The organism is Streptomyces sp. SCPE 10 (assembly GCF_051980735.1).
Taxonomy (GTDB): domain Bacteria; phylum Actinomycetota; class Actinomycetes; order Streptomycetales; family Streptomycetaceae; genus Streptomyces; species Streptomyces misionensis.
Genome location: NZ_CP197069.1, coordinates 7,748,065 through 7,767,869 on the forward strand (window position 1 = coordinate 7,748,065; position 19,805 = coordinate 7,767,869).

A 19,805-nucleotide genomic window follows, 5' to 3' on the forward strand; every position below is an offset into this window, starting at 1 on the left:
GTGCTCGCTCCAGCCCGGCCACGACGGCGGCAGCCGGCGGGCCTACGCGGAGGTGCTGCCGAGCTCGGCGACCAGATCCCCGGCGCTCACGCGGACCAGGGTCTCCGAGGCGTCTCCGGCTCCGGGGAACAACCGGTAGGAGGTGCCCGAGGCCCCAGCGGGTCCGACGCTTCCGTGTACCGTCGCCAGGAACACCCGCGTCCCCGCGGCCAGTTCGGCCGCCGCCGCGTCCGGGTCCGGGTGCGGGAGCCGTTCCTCGGCCTCCTCCATGGCGGACACCCGGGCGGCGAACGCGGCCGCGTCCTCCTCCGGCCGCCGCCGGAACGCCAGCAGCGCGGGCTCCGGCTCCCGGCAGATCACGGCCACCTCGGGGGAGCGCGCCGCGGCCCGCCATACCGCGAGGTCCCACAGGGTGGTCCGGCTGCCGGAGCCGAACTGCTCCCACATGTCCCGGGCCACGGTCGCCAGCCGGGCACCGCCGTGCGAGCCGATGCTCTGGAAGCCGTCCGTGGAGGGCAGATGGGTGTCGGTCCACAGCATCCGGCGCCGGCCCAGATCCACGACCATCGGCAGGCACACCCGCGAGTCACCCGCCAGATCGAAGCGCTGGCGGACCGTGCGCGGGTCGTAGGAGGCGTCCCGCGGGGCCTGCGCGTCCAGCGCCATGAAGCCCGCGAAGGCGTCCTGCAACTCCTCGAACGGCACGTTGTTGAAGCTGAAGACGAGCGGGACGGCATAGACGTCCCCCTGTTCCGCCAGCCGCTCCAGGTCCAGGTCCACGTACTCGGTGGCGCCCCGCGGCGCCGGGGCCGAGGTCAGGTCGCCGGAGTGGACGGCGGCCCGCGTGCCGTGCACCAGGTTCGTGTAGTCGCACAGGCCGGTGAACGTCCACTCGGCATCGAAGAAGGCGACCGACAGGTCCAGGTCCGTACGGTTGCCGTCCGGTTCGGTCCAGTGCAGGAACAGCCGCAGCACCGCGCCGTCGGGCAGCGTCTGCGTACTGCCCCGGGGGACCGCCACCAGGGCCTTCGCGGTGGACCGCTCGGTGAACGGCACGGTCAGGTCGGCCAGGCCCGCGTCCAGCACCGACAACGCGTACGGCTCCCCGGCGGCGAACCGGCGCAGCAGCTCGGCCTCCAGCAGCGCGACCACCGCCGTGACCAGCCCGGCGGGCAGCGGAGCCCGCCGCTCCGGAACGGCCAGGGCGCGGGTGACCTCGCCCCGCGGGAAGAACACCCGGCGGCGGCCGGTTCGCTCCTCGGTACGGACCCGCAGCGCCCCAAGCGCCGACAGCAGCGGCCCCGGACCCACCTTCGGCAGCCCGCGCAGCAGGGCCTTTTCCAGCTCCGGCGCCAGGTCGTCGCAGGTGTGCAGGCGCAGCAGCAGATCCAGCCGGCGCACCAGTTCGCCGGGCCGTTCCCCGGCCAGGGCGGCGGCCCGGCCCGCATCGCCCTCGGCGACCGCCTGCTCCAGCCGCCCGGCCCAGGTGGCGGGGCGGATCCGGGCACCGTCCACGCGGACGGCGTCCGGGTGTGCGGCAGCCGTCTCCAGCAGGGCGGCGCCGAAGGCCGTGCCGGGATCCACCGGGGTCCCGCGCAGCACGGCGAACGCGAGGGCGGCGCGCGGATGCCGGGCGTGCCGCTCGAAGGGGTGCAGGACCTCCGCGGCCCGCTTCCACGCCGTGGGGTGCCGCAGCACGTCCTCCACCAGGTACGGCGTCGGCAGGCCGTCGAGGACCGCGAGGAGGTCGCGGCGCAGCGGGCGCGGCGGCCCGGTGAACGGCGACGGTGTCACCAGCCCGGCGTCGCCGCCGGAGAGCACGGCGAGCAGCCGCAGCACATCGGTGGCGGTGGTGAGCCGTTCGGTCAGCAGCTTGCGCACCGCAAGGCCGGTCGGCACCGTACGGACCAGTGCGGCCAGCACCATCGCCTTCGTCTCCCGGACCGGTATCTCCTCCGGCAGCAGGCCCCGGCCGGCCGGAGTGAGGGGCAGCAGCGTGAGCAGATCGTCGCGGTCCTGCGGGGAGAGCGGAGTGCGCCGGGCCAGCAAGGAGTCCACCACGGTGGTGGCGTCGGCGGCCCGGTCGGTGCCCAGGCGCAGCAGCCGCAGCGGGCCGGCCACCGGGGCCTTGGCGGCGCCGATGGCACGCACCGGCCGCAGGAAGGGGTCGTCCGCGTCGATCCGGCGGTGGCAGACCGGGCAGCCCGTGTAGTCGGATCCGTCCCAGCACAGCCGGCACACCAGGTGGGCGCAGGGCGAGACGGGGAACACCGTGCGGGCCTCGCCGCACAGCACACAGGGCTGGTCCGGCTGTTGCAGCAGGAAGGAGAAGACCCGGTCCACGTACAGGGCCTCGGTGTCCCGGGGCACGGTGCGCGGGAAGCGGCGGAAGAGCGGGACGTGGGTGCGGTTCGAGCCGAGCAGATCGTCGGCCAGCCCGACCAGGCGGGAGTGCGCGGCCGCCAGTTCCTCGGGGGCCAGGGAGCCGAGCGCCGCGTGCAGCGCGGGGGAGAGGACGTGACCGCGGCCGAGCAGTTCGGCCTCGAGCCGACGCAACGCGGGTCCGCCACCGCCGCCGGACGCGGACGCCCCGTCCACGTACACGGTCTGGATACGGCGCAGCAGGACGGACTCGGCAGCGAGCAACAGGGGATTCCCCTCCACGACGACCCGGAACAGAAGAACGGGGACGGAGAGTGGGCGCGCCGAGACTTTTCAGAGAAGGTGAGAAGGATGCACGCCGGGGAGCCGCCCCCGTTGCCCAGATCCCATCACAACTCCTCGCCACCGCCAACCGAATTACGGCCGACGTGCCGGGGCGCCGTGTTCGCCGGCACAGTCGCCACCGGGTGGGCCGGGGTGACCGCCGCCTCCTGGGAAGCGGCGGTCACCCCGGCGGTGCTCCGGGTGGGATCCCTTCGAGGAGGGGCGGGATCCCACCCGGAAGGCGGGCAGGGCCTCAGCGCCGCCGCAGCCGCAGCGTCACCAGTTCGAACGGCCGCAGGCTCACCGCGATCCGGTCGGCGTCCCGCCGGGGTGCCGCCGCATCGGGCAGGGGACGCTCCAGCAGGTCGGTCACCGTGACCTCGGCGACCTCGAACCCGGCGGTCAGCGTCGCCCGGACCCGGCCGCCGTGGGCCTCGTGGAAGCGGACCACCACATCGCCGCTGCCGTCGTCGGCCAGCTTGACCGCCGTCACGACCACCGCGTCCGAGTCCACCGACACCAGCGGCGCGACCTCCCCGGCACCGGTCGTGCGCCGCTCGGGCACGTTGATCCGCCAGCCCTCGCGCACCGCGTCGCCGATGTCCGCGCCCGGTACCAGCGCGTGCCGGAAGCGGTGCACGCCCTGGTCGGTCTCCGGGTCGGGGAAGCGCGGGGCGCGCAGCAGCGACGCCCGGACCGTCGTGGTCGTGCCGTGGTCGCCGTCGGTGCGGACGGTGCGGGTCACGTCGTGGCCGTACGTCGAGTCGTTGACGATCGCCACGCCCCAGCCGGGCTCCTCCAGGTGGACGAAGCGGTGGTTGCACGCCTCGAACTTGGCCGCCTCCCACGAGGTGTTGGTGTGAGTGGGCCGGAAGACGTGCCCGAACTGGGTCTCCGAAGCGTACCGTTCGGCGTGCACGTCCAGCGGGAAGGCCAGCTTCAGGAACTTCTCCGTCTCGTGCCAGTCGACCTCGGTGTCCAGCACCAGCCGCCGCTCCCCGTACGCCAGCGACAGCACCTGCGTGACACGGGAGGCACCGAAGGACCGGACGATCCGCACCGACGCGCCGTCCTCGCCGGGCGTGACCGACTCGGCGTCGGTGAGGTCGGTGACGGTGTTGCGGTAGAACTCGTCCACGTCCCAGGCGTCCCACATGTTCGGGAAATCCGGGTGCAGTTGGAGGAGGTTCGCGGCCCGGCCGGGCGCGATCGCCTCACGGTCGGCCTCGATGTCGTACGCCGAGACCACCAGACCCCGGCCGTCGATCTCGACGCGCAGCAGTCCGTTGTCCAGGACGTGCCCGCCGCCCTCGCGGGCCGTCAGTTCGGTACGGCCCTCGGTGACGGGGGTCGCGGCGGCACCGGCCGGGACGCCCGCACGGGCATGCGGCGCGGAGTTGAAGACCAGCGGCGTGCCGCCCTCGCCCGCCAGCGCGCGCTGGGCGGCCTCGATGATCCCGTTCAGTTCCCCGGCGACGCGCCGGTAGGTCGCCCGTGCCTCGCGGTGCACCCAGGCGATGGACGAGCCGGGCAGGATGTCGTGGAACTGGTGCAGCAGCACCGTCTTCCACAACCGGTCCAACTCCTCGTAGGGGTAAGCGAACCCGGTGCGTACGGCCGCCGTCGCCGCCCACAGCTCCGCCTCGCGCAGCAGGTGCTCACTGCGCCGGTTGCCCTGCTTGGTCTGGGCCTGGCTGGTGAGGGTGGCGCGGTGCAGCTCCAGGTACAGCTCGCCGACCCAGACGGGCGGCTCGGGGTACTCCGCCTCCGCCTTGTCGAAGAAGGCCCGCGGGGTCTCCCACACCACCTGCGCCGAGCCCTCCAGGTCACGCAGCCGGGCGGCCTTGGCGACCATCTCGCGGGTGGTGCCGCCGCCCCCGTCGCCCCAGCCGGTGGGGGCGAGCGAGTGCCGGGCGACACCCTTGTCCTTGAAGTTGCGGGCGGCGTGCGCGATCTCGCTGCCCTTCATGGAGCAGTTGTAGGTGTCGACGGGCGGGAAGTGCGTGAAGATCCGGGTGCCGTCGATGCCCTCCCAACGGAAGGTGTGGTGCGGGAACTTGTTCGTCTGCGACCAGGAGATCTTCTGCGTCAGCAGCCGGTTGGAGCCCGCCGCCTTGATGATCTGCGGCAGTCCGGCGGCGAAACCGAAGGTGTCGGGGAGCCATGCCTCGTCGTTCTCGATGCCGAACTCGTCGAGGAAGAACCGCTTTCCGTGCACGAACTGACGGGCCATCGCCTCCGAGCCCGGCATGTTGGTGTCCGACTCCACCCACATGCCGCCGGCCGGCACGAACCGCCCGTCCGCCACCGCCTTCTTCACCCGCGCCCACACCTCGGGGCGGTGCTCCTTGACCCACGCCCACTGCTGCGCCTGGGACATGGCGAACACGAAGTCCGGCTCGTCCTCCAGCAGGGCGGTCATGTTCGACGTGGTCCGGGCCACTTTGCGCACCGTCTCGCGCAGCGGCCACAGCCACGCCGAGTCGATGTGCGCGTGCCCGACGGCGCTGATCCGGTGCGCGGAGGGCACGGCGGGCGCGGCCAGCACCCGGGTGAGCTGCTCGCGGGCGCGGGCGGCGGTGCCGTTGACGTCCTGGAGGTCGACCGCGTCGAGCGCCCGGTCCACGGCGCGCACGATCTCGTAGCGGCGCTGCGAGTCGGCGGGCAGTTCGGCCATCAGCTCGCCGAGCACCTCCAGGTCGAGCACCAGCTGCCACACGGTCTCGTCGAAGACCGCGAGATCCATGCGGGTGAGGGTGTACTGGGGCTCGCTGCCCGCGGTCTCCTTGTCACCGAGCCGCGTGGGCAGGAAGGGGTGGTAGTCGAGGATCACGGGGTTGGAGGCGGCCTCGATGTGCAGCCGCACCTCCTCGCCGCCCGCGACGGGCGCGCCGACGCGCACCCACTGGTTGCGCGGGTTGAGGCCCTTCACCGGGCTGCCGTCGGGGCGGTAGACGAGGCCCTCGCACTGGAAGCCGGGCATGTTCTCGTCGAAGCCGAGGTCGAGCAGCGCCTCCACGGTCCGCCCGGCCCACTCCTTCGGCACGGTCCCGGTCACCCGGAACCAGCTGGTGCCCCACGGAGCACCCCAGCGGGCGCCCACCCGGATCGGCTCCGGCTCGGCGGCCAGCCCCTCGGCGACCGGCACGGGCTCGCCGGGCGCGTGCCACACCGCGACCTCAAGGGGAACGGACTCGGGGTACACGGCGGGGCGGATGCGCTCGTCCAGGACGCGCTTGAGGCGCGCCTCGACCAGACTGCGGTCGTCATGCATGCGGAATGCTCCGTAGGTCGTACGTCAGCGGGCGGATCGGTTTACCAGGGGTGGGTGGCGGTCGCGGGGGCGGACGAGGTGTACAACTCCCCGACCGCCCGTACTTCGAACCGTACGGCGCGCTCGCCCGGTGCGGGCGTCAGGCCACCGGTGAAGTACGCCCGCTGGCAGGTGCCGCCCAGGAAGCGGCGGGTGCCGTCGGGCAGCACACGGTGCAGGGTGTAGTGGCGGACCGTCCCCGGGGCCGCGTGGTCCCAGGCGAGGCGCAGGTCGCCGCCGGACGCGGCGGTGATCCGCAGGCCGGACGGCGCGGCCGGGGTGTCGGTGCGGTCGTGGACGGCGAGGCCGCCGAGCCGCCACCGCACCGGGCCGCCACCGGTGGCGGTGAGCCGGACACCGATGGCGTGCACGGTCCCGGACAGCCCGGTGAGCCGGACGGCCGACGTGTGCCAGCCGTCGCCCGACCCGGCCGGCACGGGCAGACAGGTGTACGGCGGTGCGGCCCCGGCCGCGTCCGGCTCGGCCGTCGCCACGGCCAGCTCGACACTGACGGCCCCGGCGTCCGTGCGATGGGTCAGCTCGACGACCGTGTCGGGGCCGATCGGCAGCCGGGTCGCGTACAGGTCCAGCACGGCGGGACGGTCCAGCGCGCCGTCCACGAGGACGCTGCTGCCGCCGCGCCAGGCATCCGCGAAGTCGAAGGCGACGGCGGGCCGCTGCCCGTCGGTGCGCACCACCCAGCGCCGGGAGGGCAGCCGGTCCTGGAGGCCGAGGTGGTTCCAGGGGGCATCGGAGGCCACCTCGCCCTCCTCGTACCAGCGCAGTCCATGGCCGGTGTTGAAGACGCTCGCGAACGGCAGCGACCCGACGGTCGACCGGTCGGCGACGGACACGGCCGGGGCCCGCCAGCCGTCCGTGGTGTCGGGGCGGGACGGGTCGAGGGAGCGACCGGTCCAGAACCGGTCGTCGGCGGCGTGGAAGTCCTCCGGGCTGTGCCCGGCGGGCAGGTGGTTGCGGGTCCACTCGGGCCGGTAGAGGCCGAGGGAGGCGACGTGCGCGCGGTCGGCGGGCACGATCGCGTCCCAGTCCACGAAGGAGTCCCAGCCGCCCGACTCCACGTCGACACCGGCCCACAACTCGTAGGGGCTGCGGCCGAGTTGGAGGGCCTTCTGCCCGGAGGAGGCGAGCGAGGAGGCGCTCCAGCGGAAGTCGACGAACATGTCGTCGGCGGCCTGGAAGAGGGCCTGGTTCTGTGCGTTCAGCGCGCCCTGCCAGCTCACCGAGCCGTTCACGGTCATCGCGTCGTACCAGGTGATCCGCTGTCCCGCGGCCGTGGCGAGCCGCTTCAGCTCCTTGACGAAACCGAGCATGTCGACGCCGAGGGCGCTGTCGCCGCCGCCCGTCTCGGCGTTGACGAACCAGCCGTCGAAGCCGTGGGCCGACGCCACCGCGACGAGTTGGGCGGCGAGCGGGTAGTGGCCGGCGGCGTCCTTCTGCACCAGGTCGCGGGTCCACTGGAGCTGTCCGCCGTAGGCGGCGGGCGGCAGGAAGACGTTGCCGAGGACGGGCACGCCGTGCCGGTGGGCCGCGTCCACCACGGGCGCGTTCGGGGCGAGGATCAGGCCCTCCCCGGACGAGCCGCCCCAGAACACCAGCTCGTCGACGTACGCCCAGTGGGTGAGCGCGTAGTAGTCGGCGGTGGCCGAGCCCTGGGAGGGGTTGGAGGAGGTGGGCCCGAACGAGACCAGCGACTGGACGCGGGCCTGCCCGGCGCGGGCGGTGGTGTTCGCCGGGGTAGGGGTGAAGCGGGGGGCGAGCGGGACGGAGGCGGCGTTGAAGGGCAGGTCGGCGTCGGTCGCGGCACGCCAGGTCTTCAGGCTGCGCCAGGTGATGCCGGGGCTCGGGCTGCCGGCGGGCAGGGAGTCCGGATACCAGTAGGAGGCGTACGGCTGGAGCGCGGCCGCCGCCTTCGGGGCGGCCTGGGCGGTGCCGGCGGGCAGCGCGGGCAGGAACGCGGCGGCGGCGCCGGCGAGCAGGACGGTGCGTCTGGTGGGGTTCACGAGCGGGTGCCTCCTCGGGGGGTGTGGAGTACCTGGTCGGGTGTGACGATCTCGGTGATGCCGCGGGCGGCCAGGTGTTCCTGGTCGGCCGCCCGGGTGTCGAGGACGGTGGTGGGGCGGGCGCCGTCGGCGGTCAGCCGGAAGAACGCCTCGAAGACGTCGCCGCCGGGGGCGCAGCGGGAGCGGGCGGCCGGGTCGGCGGGGACGGTGAGGGCGGTGGTGCGCGGGGCCGGCGCATCGGTGTGCTCGCGGGCCGCGCGGGACAGGGCGCGGGCGAGGTCCTTGGGCCGCCGGTCGTTGGTGAGCAGGCCGAGGGTGTACTCGAGTTCGGGGAAGTCGGCGAGGTCGCGCGAGACGTCGTGCGAGCACCACCAGGTGATGCCCCACAGGCCGGGACAGTCCAGCGCGTTCGCGACGGTGGCCTCGGTGAAGGCGGCGGCGTGTTCGGCGGGGACGAGGGGGGCGGGGGCACCGACCTCCTGGAGCCAGACGGGCCGGTGCGGATCGTCGGCCCAGGCCTTGCTCAGCTCGATCAGGTACGCGGCGTGGTGCTCGCCGGCCACGGAGGTGCGGCCGTACCGCTGGGCGGTGCCGTTGAAGACCCAGGAGTGGACGGCGGTGAGGGCGCCGCGCCGGGCCGCCTGGGCCGGGGTGAAGGGCATGTCGTCCTGGTACCAGGTGGCGTCGTACTCGGCGTGCAGGTGCAGCCTGCCGGGGGCGCCCTTCTCGCAGGCGGCGAGCATGCGCTCCAGCCAGGCGTCGATCTGCTCGGCGGTGGCCCGGTCGGGGTCGGGGTGGGGGCCGGCGGAGAACTGGTTGACCTCGTTGCCGAGGGTCATGCCGAGGAAGTTGGGGCGGTCGGCGAGGGCGGCGGCGAGGGTGTGCAGATAGGCGGCCTGGCCGTCGAGCACCTCGGGGTCGGTGAAGAGGTTGCGCCGGTGCCAGGTGCGGGTCCAGGCGGGCAGGAAGTCGAAGCTGGACAGGTGCCCTTGCAGCCCGTCCACGTTGACGTCGAGCCCCCGTTCGGCGGCGGCGTCGACCAGTTGCACCAGGTGCTCCACGGCGCGGGGGCGGATCAGGGCGCGGTCGGGCTGGAAGTACGGCCACAGCGGGAAGACCCGGATGTGGTCCAGGCCGAGCGCGGAGACGGAGTCCAGGTCGGCGCGTACGGCGTCGAGGTCGAAGTCGAGCCAGTGGTGGAACCACCCCTGGCTCGGGGTGTAGTTGACGCCGAAGCGCACGGCAGAAGGCATACGGGGTCCTCACGGAAGTGGGGTACGGGATCGGCCCTGGGACCGGCGGTGCCGGCCGGTCGTTCGATCAGCCCTTGACGGCGCCCTCGCCGACCCCGCGGAAGAAGTACCGCTGGAGGCAGGCGAAGAGGGCGATCAGTGGTGCCACGGCGATGATCGTGCCCGCGGCGACGAGGCGTTCGTCGTTGGCGAAGGTGCCGTGCAGGTAGTTGAGGCCGATGGTCAGGGTGAACTTGGACGGATCGCTGAGCACGATGAGCGGCCACAGGAAGTCATCCCAGGCGCCCATGAAGGCGAAGATGGCCACGACGGCGAGGGTGCCCTTGACCGAGGGCAGGGCGATCCGCAGGAACCGCTGCCAGACGTTGGCACCGTCGACATAGGCGGCCTCCTCGATCTCGTAGGGCAGGTTGAGGAAGGCGTTGCGCATGAGCAGCACGTTCATCGCGGCGATGGAACCGGGCAGGACGACACCGACGAGCGTGTTGTTCAGGCCGAGTTCCCGCATGGTCGTGAACTGGGCGATGACGATGCCCTCCGCGGGCACGAGCATCGCGAGGACGAAGACCAGGGCGGCCACGCGGCGCCCCCGGTAGCGCAGCCGGGCCAGCGCGTACCCGGCGAGGGCGGAGCCGACGCAGTTGGTGACGACGTTGGCGGCGGCGACCTTCAGGGAGTTGAGGGCGTAGTCCCAGACCGGGATGGTCTCCGACACCCGCTCGTAGTTGTGCAGGGTGGGGTGGCTGGGCAGGAACTTCGGCGGGGAGCTGAAGATGTCCTCGGTGGGGCCCTTGAGCGAGGTGGACAGCTGCCACACGAACGGGCCGACGGTCAGGGCGAGTACGACGATCAGCAGCACGTAGCGCAGGATCAGCTCCCACACCCGGATGCGGCGGCCGTTGTCGTCGGTGAAGCGAGGCGTGCGGGCACGGGCCGGCGGTGCGCCGGTCTGCGGTGCCTTCTCGGCGACGCTCACGAGTCCTCCTTCCGGTCGGCGCGCAGGACGAGCAGCATCAGGACGACGGTGACGGCGAAGACGACCAGGGAGATGGCGGAGGCGTAGCCGACGCGGCCGGTCAGGCCGGTGCCGGTGCGCTGGACGAGCATCACCAGGGTGGTGTCCTCGCCCGCCGGTCCGCCGTTCGGCCCGGCCAGCAGATACACCTCGGAGAACACCTTGAAGGCGGAGACCGAGGAGAGCGCGGCGACCAGGACCATGGTGGAGCGGATGGCCGGCACGGTGACCGTGAGGAAGCGGCGGACCGGGCCCGCGCCGTCCACGGCGGCGGCCTCGTGCAGCTCGCGCGGCACATTGGCGAGCGCCGCCAGATAGATGATCATGTAGTAGCCGAGGCCCTTCCAGACCGTGACGGCCATGGCGCTCAGCAGGAGCAGCCACTGGTCGCTGAGGAAGCCGACCTTGCCCACCCCGATCGTCTCCAGGAGCGAGTTCACCAGGCCGCGCTCGTCCAGCAGCCACACCCAGATCAGACCGACCACGACGATCGAGGCGACGACCGGGGTGTAGAAGGCGGACCGGAAGAAGGCGATGCCGGGGATGTTCTTCTGCACCAGCAGGGCGAGCAGCAGCGGCAGCAGCACCAGCGCCGGGACGACGCCGACGACGTACAGCGCGCTGTTGCGCAGGCCGATCCAGAACATGTCGTCGTGCAGCAGCTCGCGGAAGTTGGCGAGGCCGACGAACCGGCCCGGGACCAGGGTGCGGCGGTCGGTGAAGGCGTTGATCACCGTGGAGACGAACGGGTAGAGGATGAAGGCGCCGGTGATCAACAGCCCAGGAGCGGCGAACAGCCAGGGACTGGTGGGAAGTTGGCGCCTGATCCGGAACGCCGGGCGCCGTTCGGGGCGCCGCGCCGGACGCGCCGGGCGCGTCCGGGAGACGGTGGAGGTGGCCATGGTGCGTCAGCCCTGCTGCTGCAGAAGCCGGTCACACGCCTTGACAGCGTTGTCGAGCGCGGTCTTGGGGCTCTGCTTGCCCTGCATCGCCTTGTCGACCTCGTTGCGCAGCGCGGTCTTCATCTGCTCGCTGAACAGCACGGGCGTGTAGTTGACCGCGTTCTTCAGCGACTTGGCGGCGGCGATGCGCACCCGGGTCGCGTCGGTGCCGTCCTCCTTGGTGAAGTACGGGTCGTCGAGGGAACCGGCGGTGGACGGGAAGATGGCGACCTTCTTGGCGAAGGACATCTGGTGCTCGGCGTCGGTGACGTAGTGGGCGAAGGCGACGGCCGCGGGCGTGTTCTTGGTCCTGGAGTTCACCATCAGGCCCATCACGTACATGTTGACGTGGCCGGTGTTGGTGATCTGGTCGGTGATGCCGATGTTCTTGTACAGGCTCGGCGCCTGCGTCTTGAAGTTCTGCAGGTCCAGGGCGCTGCCGGGGTTCATCGCGACGGCCTGGGTGAGGAACTTCTTGCCGGCCGACTCCGGCGTGGCGTTCAGCGCCTGCGGGTCCAGGCCCTTGGCGTCGTACAACTGCTTGTACTTGGTGAGGAGTTCGACGCCCTTGGCGTCGTTGAAGGCGAAGCCGGTGCCGTCCTTGTTCATGAGGGAGGCGCCGTAGCGGCCGAAGTCCTCGATCGTGGGGATGTTGGCGAGGGTGGCCACCTTGCCGCCCGACTTCTGCGCCATCTGCCGTGCGTCGGTGAAGAGTTCGTCGTACGTCTTCGGGGGCTTCTCCGGGTCCAGCCCGGCCTCCTTGAACAGCGCCTTGTTGTAGAACATCGGGCCGGTGTTCAGATACCAGGGGAAGGCGTACGTGCCGCTCACGCCGGGCACCTGGTGGCTGGCCCAGGCGCCGGGCAGGTACTCGCCCTTGTACTTCGCGGCGGCCTTGTCGAGGTCCATGGCCAGGCCCGCCTTGACGAGCGGCGCCACCAGGTCCGGGGAGACGTTGACGACGTCCGGCAGGGTGCCGCCGGCCGCGTCTGCGCTGATCTTGTCGGCGTAGCCCTCGGCGGGCTGGTCGACCCACTTGACGTGGGTGCCCGGGTACTTCTTCTCGAAGTCGGCGATCAGGCCGTCGAAGTAGCCCTTGAAGTTGGCGCGCAGGTTCCAGGTCTGGAAGGTGATGTCGCCCTCGACCTTGCCGGAGGCGTCCGTCGAGCCGCCGTCACCACCGCCGGAGCCGCAGGCGCTCAGCGGCAGGACGAGTGCGGTGACGGCGGCGGCGAGTGCTCTGCGGGATATGGGCACGGTGACACGGCTCCCTTGCGGCGTCTGCGGCTGGTGTCGGAAAGGACCATGCACGCCGAGTTCGGCAAAAGTCAATGGATTCGTGGCCGCTAAAGCCGTGAACCAAGCATCAGTGCAGGTCAGACGAGGATATGACGAGGCTTGCCACGAGCACTAAAGCGCTTTAGGCTTCATCCACTCAAGCGCTTTAGCGATCGCCGCCCGAGAAAAGAGGGGAACATGCCGGCCAAGCGGTCACCGGCGCGCCGGCCGACGATGAAGGACATCGCGCGCCGCGCCGGTGTCTCGGAGAGCGCCGTCTCCTTCGCCCTCAACGGCAGGCCGGGCGTCTCCGACGTCACCCGCGAGCGGGTGCGCCGGGTCGCCGAGCAGCTGGGCTGGCGGCCCAGTACGGCGGCCCGCGCGCTGTCGGGCGAGGGCGCGGCCACGGTCGGCCTGGTGCTGGCCCGGCCCGCGGACACCCTCGGCGTCGACTCCTTCTTCCTCCAGCTCGTCTCCGGTATCCAGGAAGTACTGGCGGAGCGTCACCTCGGGCTGCTGTTCCAGGTGGTGGAGGACGTGCCGGACGAGTGCGCGGTCTACCGCAGGTGGTGGGCCGAGCACCGGGTGGACGGCGTCCTGGTGGTGGACCCGCGCACCGACGACCCGCGCCCGGCTCTGCTCGACGAACTCGGCCTGCCCGCCGTGGTGATCGGCGGCGCGCCGGACGAGCGGCACCCCGGGCTGTCCACGGTGTGGGCCGACGACGCGGGTGCGATGGCGTCGGTGGTGGACGGGCTCTACGCCCTCGGTCACCGGCGGATCGTGCACATCGCCGGCCTGGCCGGCCTCGCCCACACCGAGCGGCGGATCCGGACCCTGCGGGCCGAGGCGCGGCGGCGCGGGCTCACCGGGGTGGAGTCGATCACCACCGATTACTCGGACGCCGAGGGCGCCGCCGTCACCCGCCGCGTCCTCGGCTCGGCCGCCCCGCCGACCGCCCTGATCTACGACAACGACGTGATGGCCCTCGCGGGCGTCGCCACCGCCACCGAACTCGGCTTCTCCGTACCGGCCGACGTGTCGGTGGTGGCCTGGGAGGACTCGGCCCTGTGCCGCATGGTCAAGCCGTGGCTGTCCGCCCTGTCCCGGGACAGCGTGGAGTTCGGCCGCACGGCGGCCCGCGAACTGACCGCCCTGCTCGACGGCGGCCCGGCCGGAACGGTCAGGGTGCCGGTGCCCCGGCTGATCGAACGGGACAGCACGGGGCGGGCGCGCGGGGCGTGACGCCCACGGCCGGCCCGGCCCTGGCCGCCCGGCCTTCGGCGGACCTCACGCGTTCCTTGGATCCGCCGACCACAGCCGTTCGCGCGCCTTCCCCGCCTTCGCGTGGCCCGGTTCGCCGAGGGTCGCCGGATCCCGTCGGCCGGGGGTCGAGCTCCTGCGACCCGACGGGCGACCGGGGCCCCGTCCGGTACGTCACGCCTTGCTGAGCGCCGGGTCGTCGCCCAGCCGTGGCGGCCTGGGCCGTTGCGGTCTTGCCCGGGCCGGGTCGCCTCGTCCTTCGCGGGGTAGGTGATCAGGGACCCTCATGCGGGGCCCCGCCTACTTTCCGGCCGCGCCGGTGGAGTCGGCGGGGGCGCTGGTGGCGGCCCAGGCTGCTTCGATCATGGGGAAGATCTCGTCCAGCACGGCGTCCGGACTGGGCGCCTGGCGGGCCAACGCGTAGGCGTCGATCACGAACCTCGCGATCGCCCGGCTCGCCGTCGGGGTCCGCGACAGATCGGGATCGGCGGCGATGGCCACGGCCAGCGACTCCGCGTGGCGCAGCCTCATCGACTCCTCGTACTCCCGCAGGGCGGGAGATTCGTCGATCATGCGCCAGATCGGGGCGGCGCCGTCCGCCGTGCAGTGCCGGACCATGGCCTCGACCTCGCGCCGCAGCGCGGGGACGAGCGGCTCGTGCGGTGCGCGGCCGGTGACCGCCCGGGTCAGGCGTTGCTCGAAGCTGTCGTCCTGCTCGAACACCAGGGCCTCTTTCGAGGCGAAGTGGGAGAAGAGCGTGGTGACGGCCACGTCGGCCTCGGCGGCCACGTCACGGATCCCCACCGCCTCGTACCCGCGTTCCAGGAAGAGCCGCAGGGCGGTGTCGGCGATCTTCTGGCGGGTCGCGGCTTTCTTGCGCTCGCGACGTCCGGGCGACACGGTCATGCCCTGAAACTATCAGATGCAAAACAATACCCGTTTCAAAACCCTAACCGTTAGTGTTACGGTCGTGGCATGAAGAAAGTGAGCTTCGCCGAGTTCGGCGGTCCGGGCGTCCTGCACCTCGTGGACGCCGAGGAGCCCCACGCGGGCCCAGGTCAGATACGTGTCGCCGTGCGGGCGGCGGGGGTGAACCCCGTCGACTGGAGAATCCGTGAGGGCCAGAAGCTGGGCGCCCATCCGATCGAGTTGCCCTCCGGAGTCGGTCTGGACGCCGCCGGGGTGGTGGACGAGGTCGGCGAGGGCGTCGAAGGAGTCGAAGTCGGTGACCGCGTGTTCGGCGAGGGCTCAAGCACCTACGCCGAGTTCGCCGTGCTGTCGGCCTGGGCCCGGATGCCCGAGGGCCTGACGTTCGAAGAGGCGGCCGGGTACCCCTCCGTGGTGGAGACCGCGCTGCGCATCATCCGCGAGGTCGGTGTGCGGCCCGGGCAGACGCTGCTGGTCAGCGGTGCGTCCGGGGGAGTCGGCTCGGCGGTGCTGCAGATCGCCCGCGACCGCGGCATCAGGGTGATCGGCACGGCCGGCGCCGCGAACCAGGACTATCTGCGCAGCCTGGGCGCCCTCGCCACGACGTACGGCGAGGGCTGGGTCGAGCGGGTGCGGCGGCTCGGCCGGGTCGACGCGGCCCTCGACCTGGCCGGCACAGGCGTGATCCGAGAACTGATCGACCTGACCGGGAGCCCGGAGAGGGTCGTCTCCATCGCCGACCTCGGTGCGCCGGAGCTCGGCGTCCGATTCTCCGGCGTCGCCGGAAGCATGCCGGAAGCGCTCGCCACGGCCGCCGACCTCATCTCGCGGGGAAAGCTGCACATCCCGGTCGAGAAGTCGTACACGCTCGCCGAAGCCGCGGCGGCGCACATCGACAGCCAGGCGGGGCACACGCGCGGGCGCCGGGTCATCGTCGTCTGACCCGCGCACGTCCTCACGCCCCAGCGTCGGTCGGCGGGGCGGGACCTCACCCTCCCCGCCGACTCTGCCGACTCTGTCGGTTCCTGTGACGCCCGCGCCTCCGATGCTGGCGACGTGCGTTACTTTCCCGTGGTGGGCGAAGATGCGGCGACACGCGTGCGACCGCCGTCGCGGCACCGGGCGGCGGTGTGGCGGGAGCTGCGCGAGACCGGTGCGCTGCCGCTCGGCCAGGGCGTGCGGGCGGTGCCGGACGTACCGGAGCGGGTCTTCGCCCACCTGCGCGCCTTCTCCGACGGCAGCGACGAGGGGGCGCGGTGAACGGGCCGACGGCCGGTGGTGCCGACGTGACGGGAGCCTCGGGCGGACGGCGGATGTGGCCGCTGTACGCGGCCGGGTTCACCACCGCCTTCGGCGCGCACGGCATCGCGGCCAACCTCGGCGCCGGCGGCGCGAATCCGGTGCGTTCGGTGCTGTACCTGGGGGTGCTGCTGGCGCTGTACGACGGCGCGGAAGTCGTCCTCAAGCCGGTCTTCGGCACCGTCGCCGACCGCGTCGGTGCCCGCCCGGTGCTGCTCGGGGGCCTGGTCGCCTTTGCCGCTTCCTCGGCGGTGTTCGTCGCCGTACGGGATCCGGGCTGGCTGTGGGCGGCTCGGCTGGGACAGGGGGCGGCGGCCTCCGCGTTCTCCCCGGCCGCCTCCGCGCTGGTCGCCCGTCTCAACCCGCAGGCCAGACACGGCCGCGCGTTCGGTTCCTACGGCTTCCACAAGAGCATCGGCTACACCGCGGGTCCGCTGCTCGGCGGCGTGCTGGTGTGGGCGGGCGGGTTGACGCTGCTGTTCGCCGTCCTGATGGCACTGGCCGCGGCGGTCGCCCTCTGGGCCGCGCTGGCGGTACCGGCCGTGCCACCGCTGCCGAAGACGCGCCAGACGCTCGCGGACCTGGTACGACGGCTGGCGGACGGGACGTTCGTGCGGCCGGTCGCGGCCCTGGCCGCGGCCACCGCCGCCCTGTCCGTGGGCGTCGGATTCCTTCCCCTGTCCGGCAGGGCCGACGGTCTGCCTCCCGTCGCCACCGGAGCGGCCGTGTCCGCCCTTGCGGCGTGCGCGGCCCTCGTGCAGCCGTGGGCGGGGCGCGCCCTGGACGAGGGCCGGCTGAACACCCGGACCGGTCTGTCCGCAGGGCTCGCCGTGACCGCGTGCGGCTTGGCCGCCGCCGTGCTGCCCGGTGTGCCGGGCCTGCTGGTGGCGGCCGTCCTGATCGGCGGGGGCACCGGGGTGATCACCCCGCTGGGGTTCGCCGCGCTCGCCGCCGCCACCCCCGAGGAACGGATCGGGCAGACCATGGGCGCGGCCGAACTCGGCCGCGAGCTCGGTGACGCCGGGGGCCCGCTGCTCGTCGCCTCGGTCGCCACCGCCGTCACCCTCGGCTGGGGCTACGCCGTACTCGCACTGCTGACCACACTGCTGCTGCCGGTCCTGGCCGCCCGCCGTGCCTCTCGCTGACGCGGACCGCTCGTCCCCGGCGCCGGCGCGTGCAGGCCCGTGCCGCGGGCTGTCAGCGGGGCGCGGGATCCGTGCTGGGGAGGACGCTGGAGGGCGGGGGCTCGGCGCGGTGTGGGTGGCCGGGGGAATGGCGGACCCGTGAGCGGCGTTGCGAACCACATGGACGACGCATCCCCCAACGGTCCTGGCGCGCGTGCCCCCTCCGATGTCCCGGCGACCCGGGCACGCCTCGCGGCCGATCGGGCCGAAACACTGGCGCGGGCGGCCGCGCTGGGCCGCGAATTCGACGGGATCGTCGCGGCGAACGCGCTGGTCGCGGTCGATGACGAGCACGACCCCGATGGGGGCAGCACCGCCTTCGAGCGGGCCCACGTGGCCGCCCTGATGGCGCGGGCACGTGAGCACCTGGAAGAACTGGACCGAGCACTGGAACGGATCGAGCACGGGCAGTACGGACAGTGCGAAGGCTGTGGCGGGACGATCCCTCCCGAACGCCTGGAGGTCCGTCCGGCGGCCACCACCTGTGTACGCTGCGCGCGGTCGGACCAGCGCCGGCACCCGTCCTGACACCGCCCGCACCTCCGGCGCACCGCCCATCGTGACCGAGCACCCCTGGCGGGCGCATCAGGGGAGTCTTCAGTCGTCGACGGCGGTTGCGTCCGCCCTTCGACGGGTGTCAGTCGTCGTCGCCGATGAAGTCTGCGATCGCGGCCGCGATGGCTTCGGGCTGCTCGTCGGGGATGAAGTGGCCGGCGTCGGGCACGACGATTCCGCTGGTGTTGTCGGCCCAGGGGCTGAGGGAGGCGGCCATGTCCGGAACGGAGCCGTGGCTGCTGGAGATCCCGAGGACGGGCACGCTCAGGTGCCGCCGTTGCAGCGCCTCGAGGTTCTTGCGCGCTGACTCGGCCGCGTCCCGGTAGTACGCGAGGGAAGCGCGCAGGCCGCCTTCGGCGGCGACGGCCGCCGCGTAGTGGTCGAGCTCGGCGTCGTCGAACGTGTCGGGCGCCAGGGCCTTCGTCTTCAGGAACCAGCCGACGTACTCGCGTTCGCGGCCGGCGAGCAGCGTCTCGGGCAGGTCGGGCACGACGTGGAACGCGAAATGCCAGGTCTTCCACGCACGGTCCGGGTCGGTGGGAATCGCCTCCGGGAGGGTGATGCCGGGGATCCCGGCGTCGAGCAGAGCGACCTTGCGCAGGTGGCTCTCGAAGTCGAGGGCGAGGGAGAACGCGACCCAGGCGCCGATGTCGTGCGCGACCAGGGAGTAAGCCGACACTCCGAGAGCCTTCACGGCGGTGTGGACGCGCGCGGCGGCCGCATGCGTTTCGTAGCCGCTGTCCGGACGCTCGGAGTGGCCCTGCCCCGGCAGGTCGACGGCGATGACGCGGAACCGGCGGGTGAGGTGGGGCATCACCTTTCGCCAGGCCCACCAGGTCTGCGGGAAGCCGGCGAGCAGGACGACGGCCGGGCCGTTCGGCCGTCCGCCCTCGACGGCGTGAAGGCGGACGCCGTCCGCGTCGATCCAGCGGTGAGTGAATCCGGCCAGATCTTGCAGGGGCAGGTCGCGGATGGGGTTGCTGTCGGAGATGTGCGGAGTGCTGGTTGCTGGGCCCGTCATGGGGATCCTCCGGCGGTGTCGGGGGGCGGTTGGGGCGGTGCAGCCGACGGCGGCGGCCGGGAGCGAGCGGTGTGCTCCTCGCGCGATCGCGGAGGGCGCGGGATGCCTGGCCATGGCCACGCTCGAACGCTAACACATCTTGAACCGACCAGTTCAAGATAAGATGGGTGTGTAAATCGGTCCGTACCAACGACGCATGGGCAAGGAAGTGCCGCGTGGCAGGCAAGAAGCAGTTCGACATGGACGCGGCGCTCGACGCCGCGATGATCCAGTTCTGGCGGGACGGCTACGCCGACACCTCGTTGGACGATCTGTCCCGGGCGACCGGCCTGAACCGCAGTTCCATCTACTCCTCCCTCGGTGACAAGGACACGCTCTTCCTGCGCTGTCTGGATCTCTACGCCGCACGCTACGGCGAGAAGTACGACGCCGCCCTGTCGGGCGCGGCCTCGGATCCCGTCGCCGCTGTTCGCGCGTTCTTCGACGTCACCCTTGAGCGCATCGCCGATCCCGGACTCCCCGACGGATGTCTGATCGCCCAGTCGGCCATGGCGATCCCGGTGCTGAGCCCGGGCGTCGCGGCGCACGCCCAGAAGGCGCTCGGTTTCCAGCACCTGCGCCTGCGCACCGCCCTGAAGGCCGGCCGACTGGCCGACCGGGACGCCGAGGCCTTCGCGGTACACATGGCGGCGGTGAACCAGTCGCTCGCCGTCATGAGCAGGGCCGGAGCGAGCCCGCAGCAGCTCCTGGACATCGTGGGCGTGACCATCGACGCGTTGTCGCAGGCGTTGCGCGCGTAACGGATCCGAGCTGGTTGACGTCGTCGAAGCGTCGCCTGGGCACGTACCGGCGTGGAAACGCCGCAGTACACGAGCATGGACGCTCGCGCCGCCGAGATCGATGCCGGGGTCGGGCGTGCGGTCGCCGACCTGGTCGCCGACGTCCGCGACACCGCCGCCCGCTTCGAGACAGCGGTGCGTGACCTGCCCCCGGCTGCCCGGCCCGCCGAGGTCCGGATGCGCACCGGAG

15 protein-coding genes are annotated in these 19,805 nt (G+C 72.5%); 6 read left to right on the plus strand and 9 right to left on the minus strand.

The window, feature by feature from the left end:
• Positions 1 to 42: 42 nt before the first annotated feature.
• The 7 genes from ACSP97_RS35175 to ACSP97_RS35205 form a co-directional block, all read right to left on the minus strand.
• Positions 43 to 2,646 carry an MXAN_6230/SCO0854 family RING domain-containing protein gene (locus tag ACSP97_RS35175; RefSeq protein WP_440555892.1) on the minus strand — a complete coding sequence of 868 codons (2,604 nt, stop codon included), beginning with the start codon at positions 2,644 to 2,646 and terminating at the stop codon, positions 43 to 45.
• A gap of 313 nt (positions 2,647 to 2,959) precedes the next feature.
• Positions 2,960 to 5,980 carry an alpha-mannosidase gene (locus tag ACSP97_RS35180; protein WP_440555893.1) on the minus strand — a complete coding sequence of 1,007 codons (3,021 nt, stop codon included), beginning with the start codon at positions 5,978 to 5,980 and terminating at the stop codon, positions 2,960 to 2,962.
• A gap of 41 nt (positions 5,981 to 6,021) precedes the next feature.
• Positions 6,022 to 8,040, minus strand: a complete 2,019-nt coding sequence (locus ACSP97_RS35185) for an endo-beta-N-acetylglucosaminidase (protein WP_358676303.1) — start codon at positions 8,038 to 8,040, stop codon at positions 6,022 to 6,024.
• Entirely contained in the window at positions 8,037 to 9,293 is a 1,257-nt protein-coding gene (locus ACSP97_RS35190) for a glycoside hydrolase 5 family protein (protein WP_355325603.1), read from the minus strand. The genes ACSP97_RS35185 and ACSP97_RS35190 overlap by 4 nt, the downstream gene beginning before the upstream one ends.
• Before the next feature lie 67 nt (positions 9,294 to 9,360).
• Positions 9,361 to 10,269 (minus strand): carbohydrate ABC transporter permease, encoded by a 909-nt coding sequence (locus ACSP97_RS35195; protein WP_355150920.1) that lies wholly within the window; start codon positions 10,267 to 10,269, stop codon positions 9,361 to 9,363.
• Positions 10,266 to 11,210, minus strand: coding sequence for a carbohydrate ABC transporter permease (locus ACSP97_RS35200; protein ID WP_355533312.1), 945 nt, complete (start codon positions 11,208 to 11,210; stop codon positions 10,266 to 10,268). Before ACSP97_RS35200 ends, ACSP97_RS35195 begins: the two co-directional genes overlap by 4 nt.
• Before the next feature lie 6 nt (positions 11,211 to 11,216).
• Positions 11,217 to 12,506, minus strand: a complete 1,290-nt coding sequence (locus tag ACSP97_RS35205; protein WP_358676307.1) for an extracellular solute-binding protein — start codon at positions 12,504 to 12,506, stop codon at positions 11,217 to 11,219.
• Positions 12,507 to 12,725: 219 nt separating this feature from the next.
• Between ACSP97_RS35205 and ACSP97_RS35210 the strand changes: the two genes are divergently transcribed.
• Complete coding sequence (locus ACSP97_RS35210) at positions 12,726 to 13,772, plus strand: LacI family DNA-binding transcriptional regulator (protein WP_358271843.1); 1,047 nt, start codon at positions 12,726 to 12,728, stop codon at positions 13,770 to 13,772.
• A gap of 318 nt (positions 13,773 to 14,090) precedes the next feature.
• On the opposite strand, the gene ACSP97_RS35215 is transcribed toward ACSP97_RS35210, so the two are convergent.
• Positions 14,091 to 14,696: a TetR/AcrR family transcriptional regulator gene (locus ACSP97_RS35215; protein WP_358298277.1), complete on the minus strand. Its 606-nt coding sequence runs from the start codon at positions 14,694 to 14,696 to the stop codon at positions 14,091 to 14,093.
• A 69-nt stretch (positions 14,697 to 14,765) separates the two neighbouring features.
• Here ACSP97_RS35215 and ACSP97_RS35220 point away from each other — a divergent pair, with 69 nt between their 5' ends.
• The 4 genes from ACSP97_RS35220 to ACSP97_RS35235 all read left to right on the plus strand — a co-directional run bounded on the left by ACSP97_RS35220 (position 14,766) and on the right by ACSP97_RS35235 (position 17,728).
• Positions 14,766 to 15,659, plus strand: coding sequence for an NADP-dependent oxidoreductase (locus ACSP97_RS35220; protein WP_440555894.1), 894 nt, complete (start codon positions 14,766 to 14,768; stop codon positions 15,657 to 15,659).
• Positions 15,660 to 15,815: 156 nt separating this feature from the next.
• On the plus strand, positions 15,816 to 15,977 hold the full coding sequence (locus ACSP97_RS35225) for a Chromate resistance protein ChrB (RefSeq protein ID WP_355150908.1): 162 nt from the start codon (positions 15,816 to 15,818) through the stop codon (positions 15,975 to 15,977).
• Between the two features lie 53 nt (positions 15,978 to 16,030).
• Positions 16,031 to 17,161 (plus strand): MFS transporter, encoded by a 1,131-nt coding sequence (locus ACSP97_RS35230; protein WP_355151159.1) that lies wholly within the window; start codon positions 16,031 to 16,033, stop codon positions 17,159 to 17,161.
• A gap of 159 nt (positions 17,162 to 17,320) precedes the next feature.
• Positions 17,321 to 17,728, plus strand: coding sequence for a TraR/DksA family transcriptional regulator (locus ACSP97_RS35235; RefSeq protein ID WP_358676677.1), 408 nt, complete (start codon positions 17,321 to 17,323; stop codon positions 17,726 to 17,728).
• Positions 17,729 to 17,837: 109 nt separating this feature from the next.
• Here the strand turns inward: ACSP97_RS35235 and ACSP97_RS35240 are convergent, their stop codons facing one another.
• Positions 17,838 to 18,776 (minus strand): alpha/beta fold hydrolase, encoded by a 939-nt coding sequence (locus ACSP97_RS35240; RefSeq protein ID WP_355527604.1) that lies wholly within the window; start codon positions 18,774 to 18,776, stop codon positions 17,838 to 17,840.
• 215 nt (positions 18,777 to 18,991) lie between these two features.
• On the opposite strand from ACSP97_RS35240, the gene ACSP97_RS35245 reads away from it, so the two are divergent.
• Positions 18,992 to 19,576, plus strand: a complete 585-nt coding sequence (locus tag ACSP97_RS35245; RefSeq protein ID WP_440555895.1) for a TetR/AcrR family transcriptional regulator — start codon at positions 18,992 to 18,994, stop codon at positions 19,574 to 19,576.
• The last annotated feature ends 229 nt before the right edge of the window (positions 19,577 to 19,805 follow it).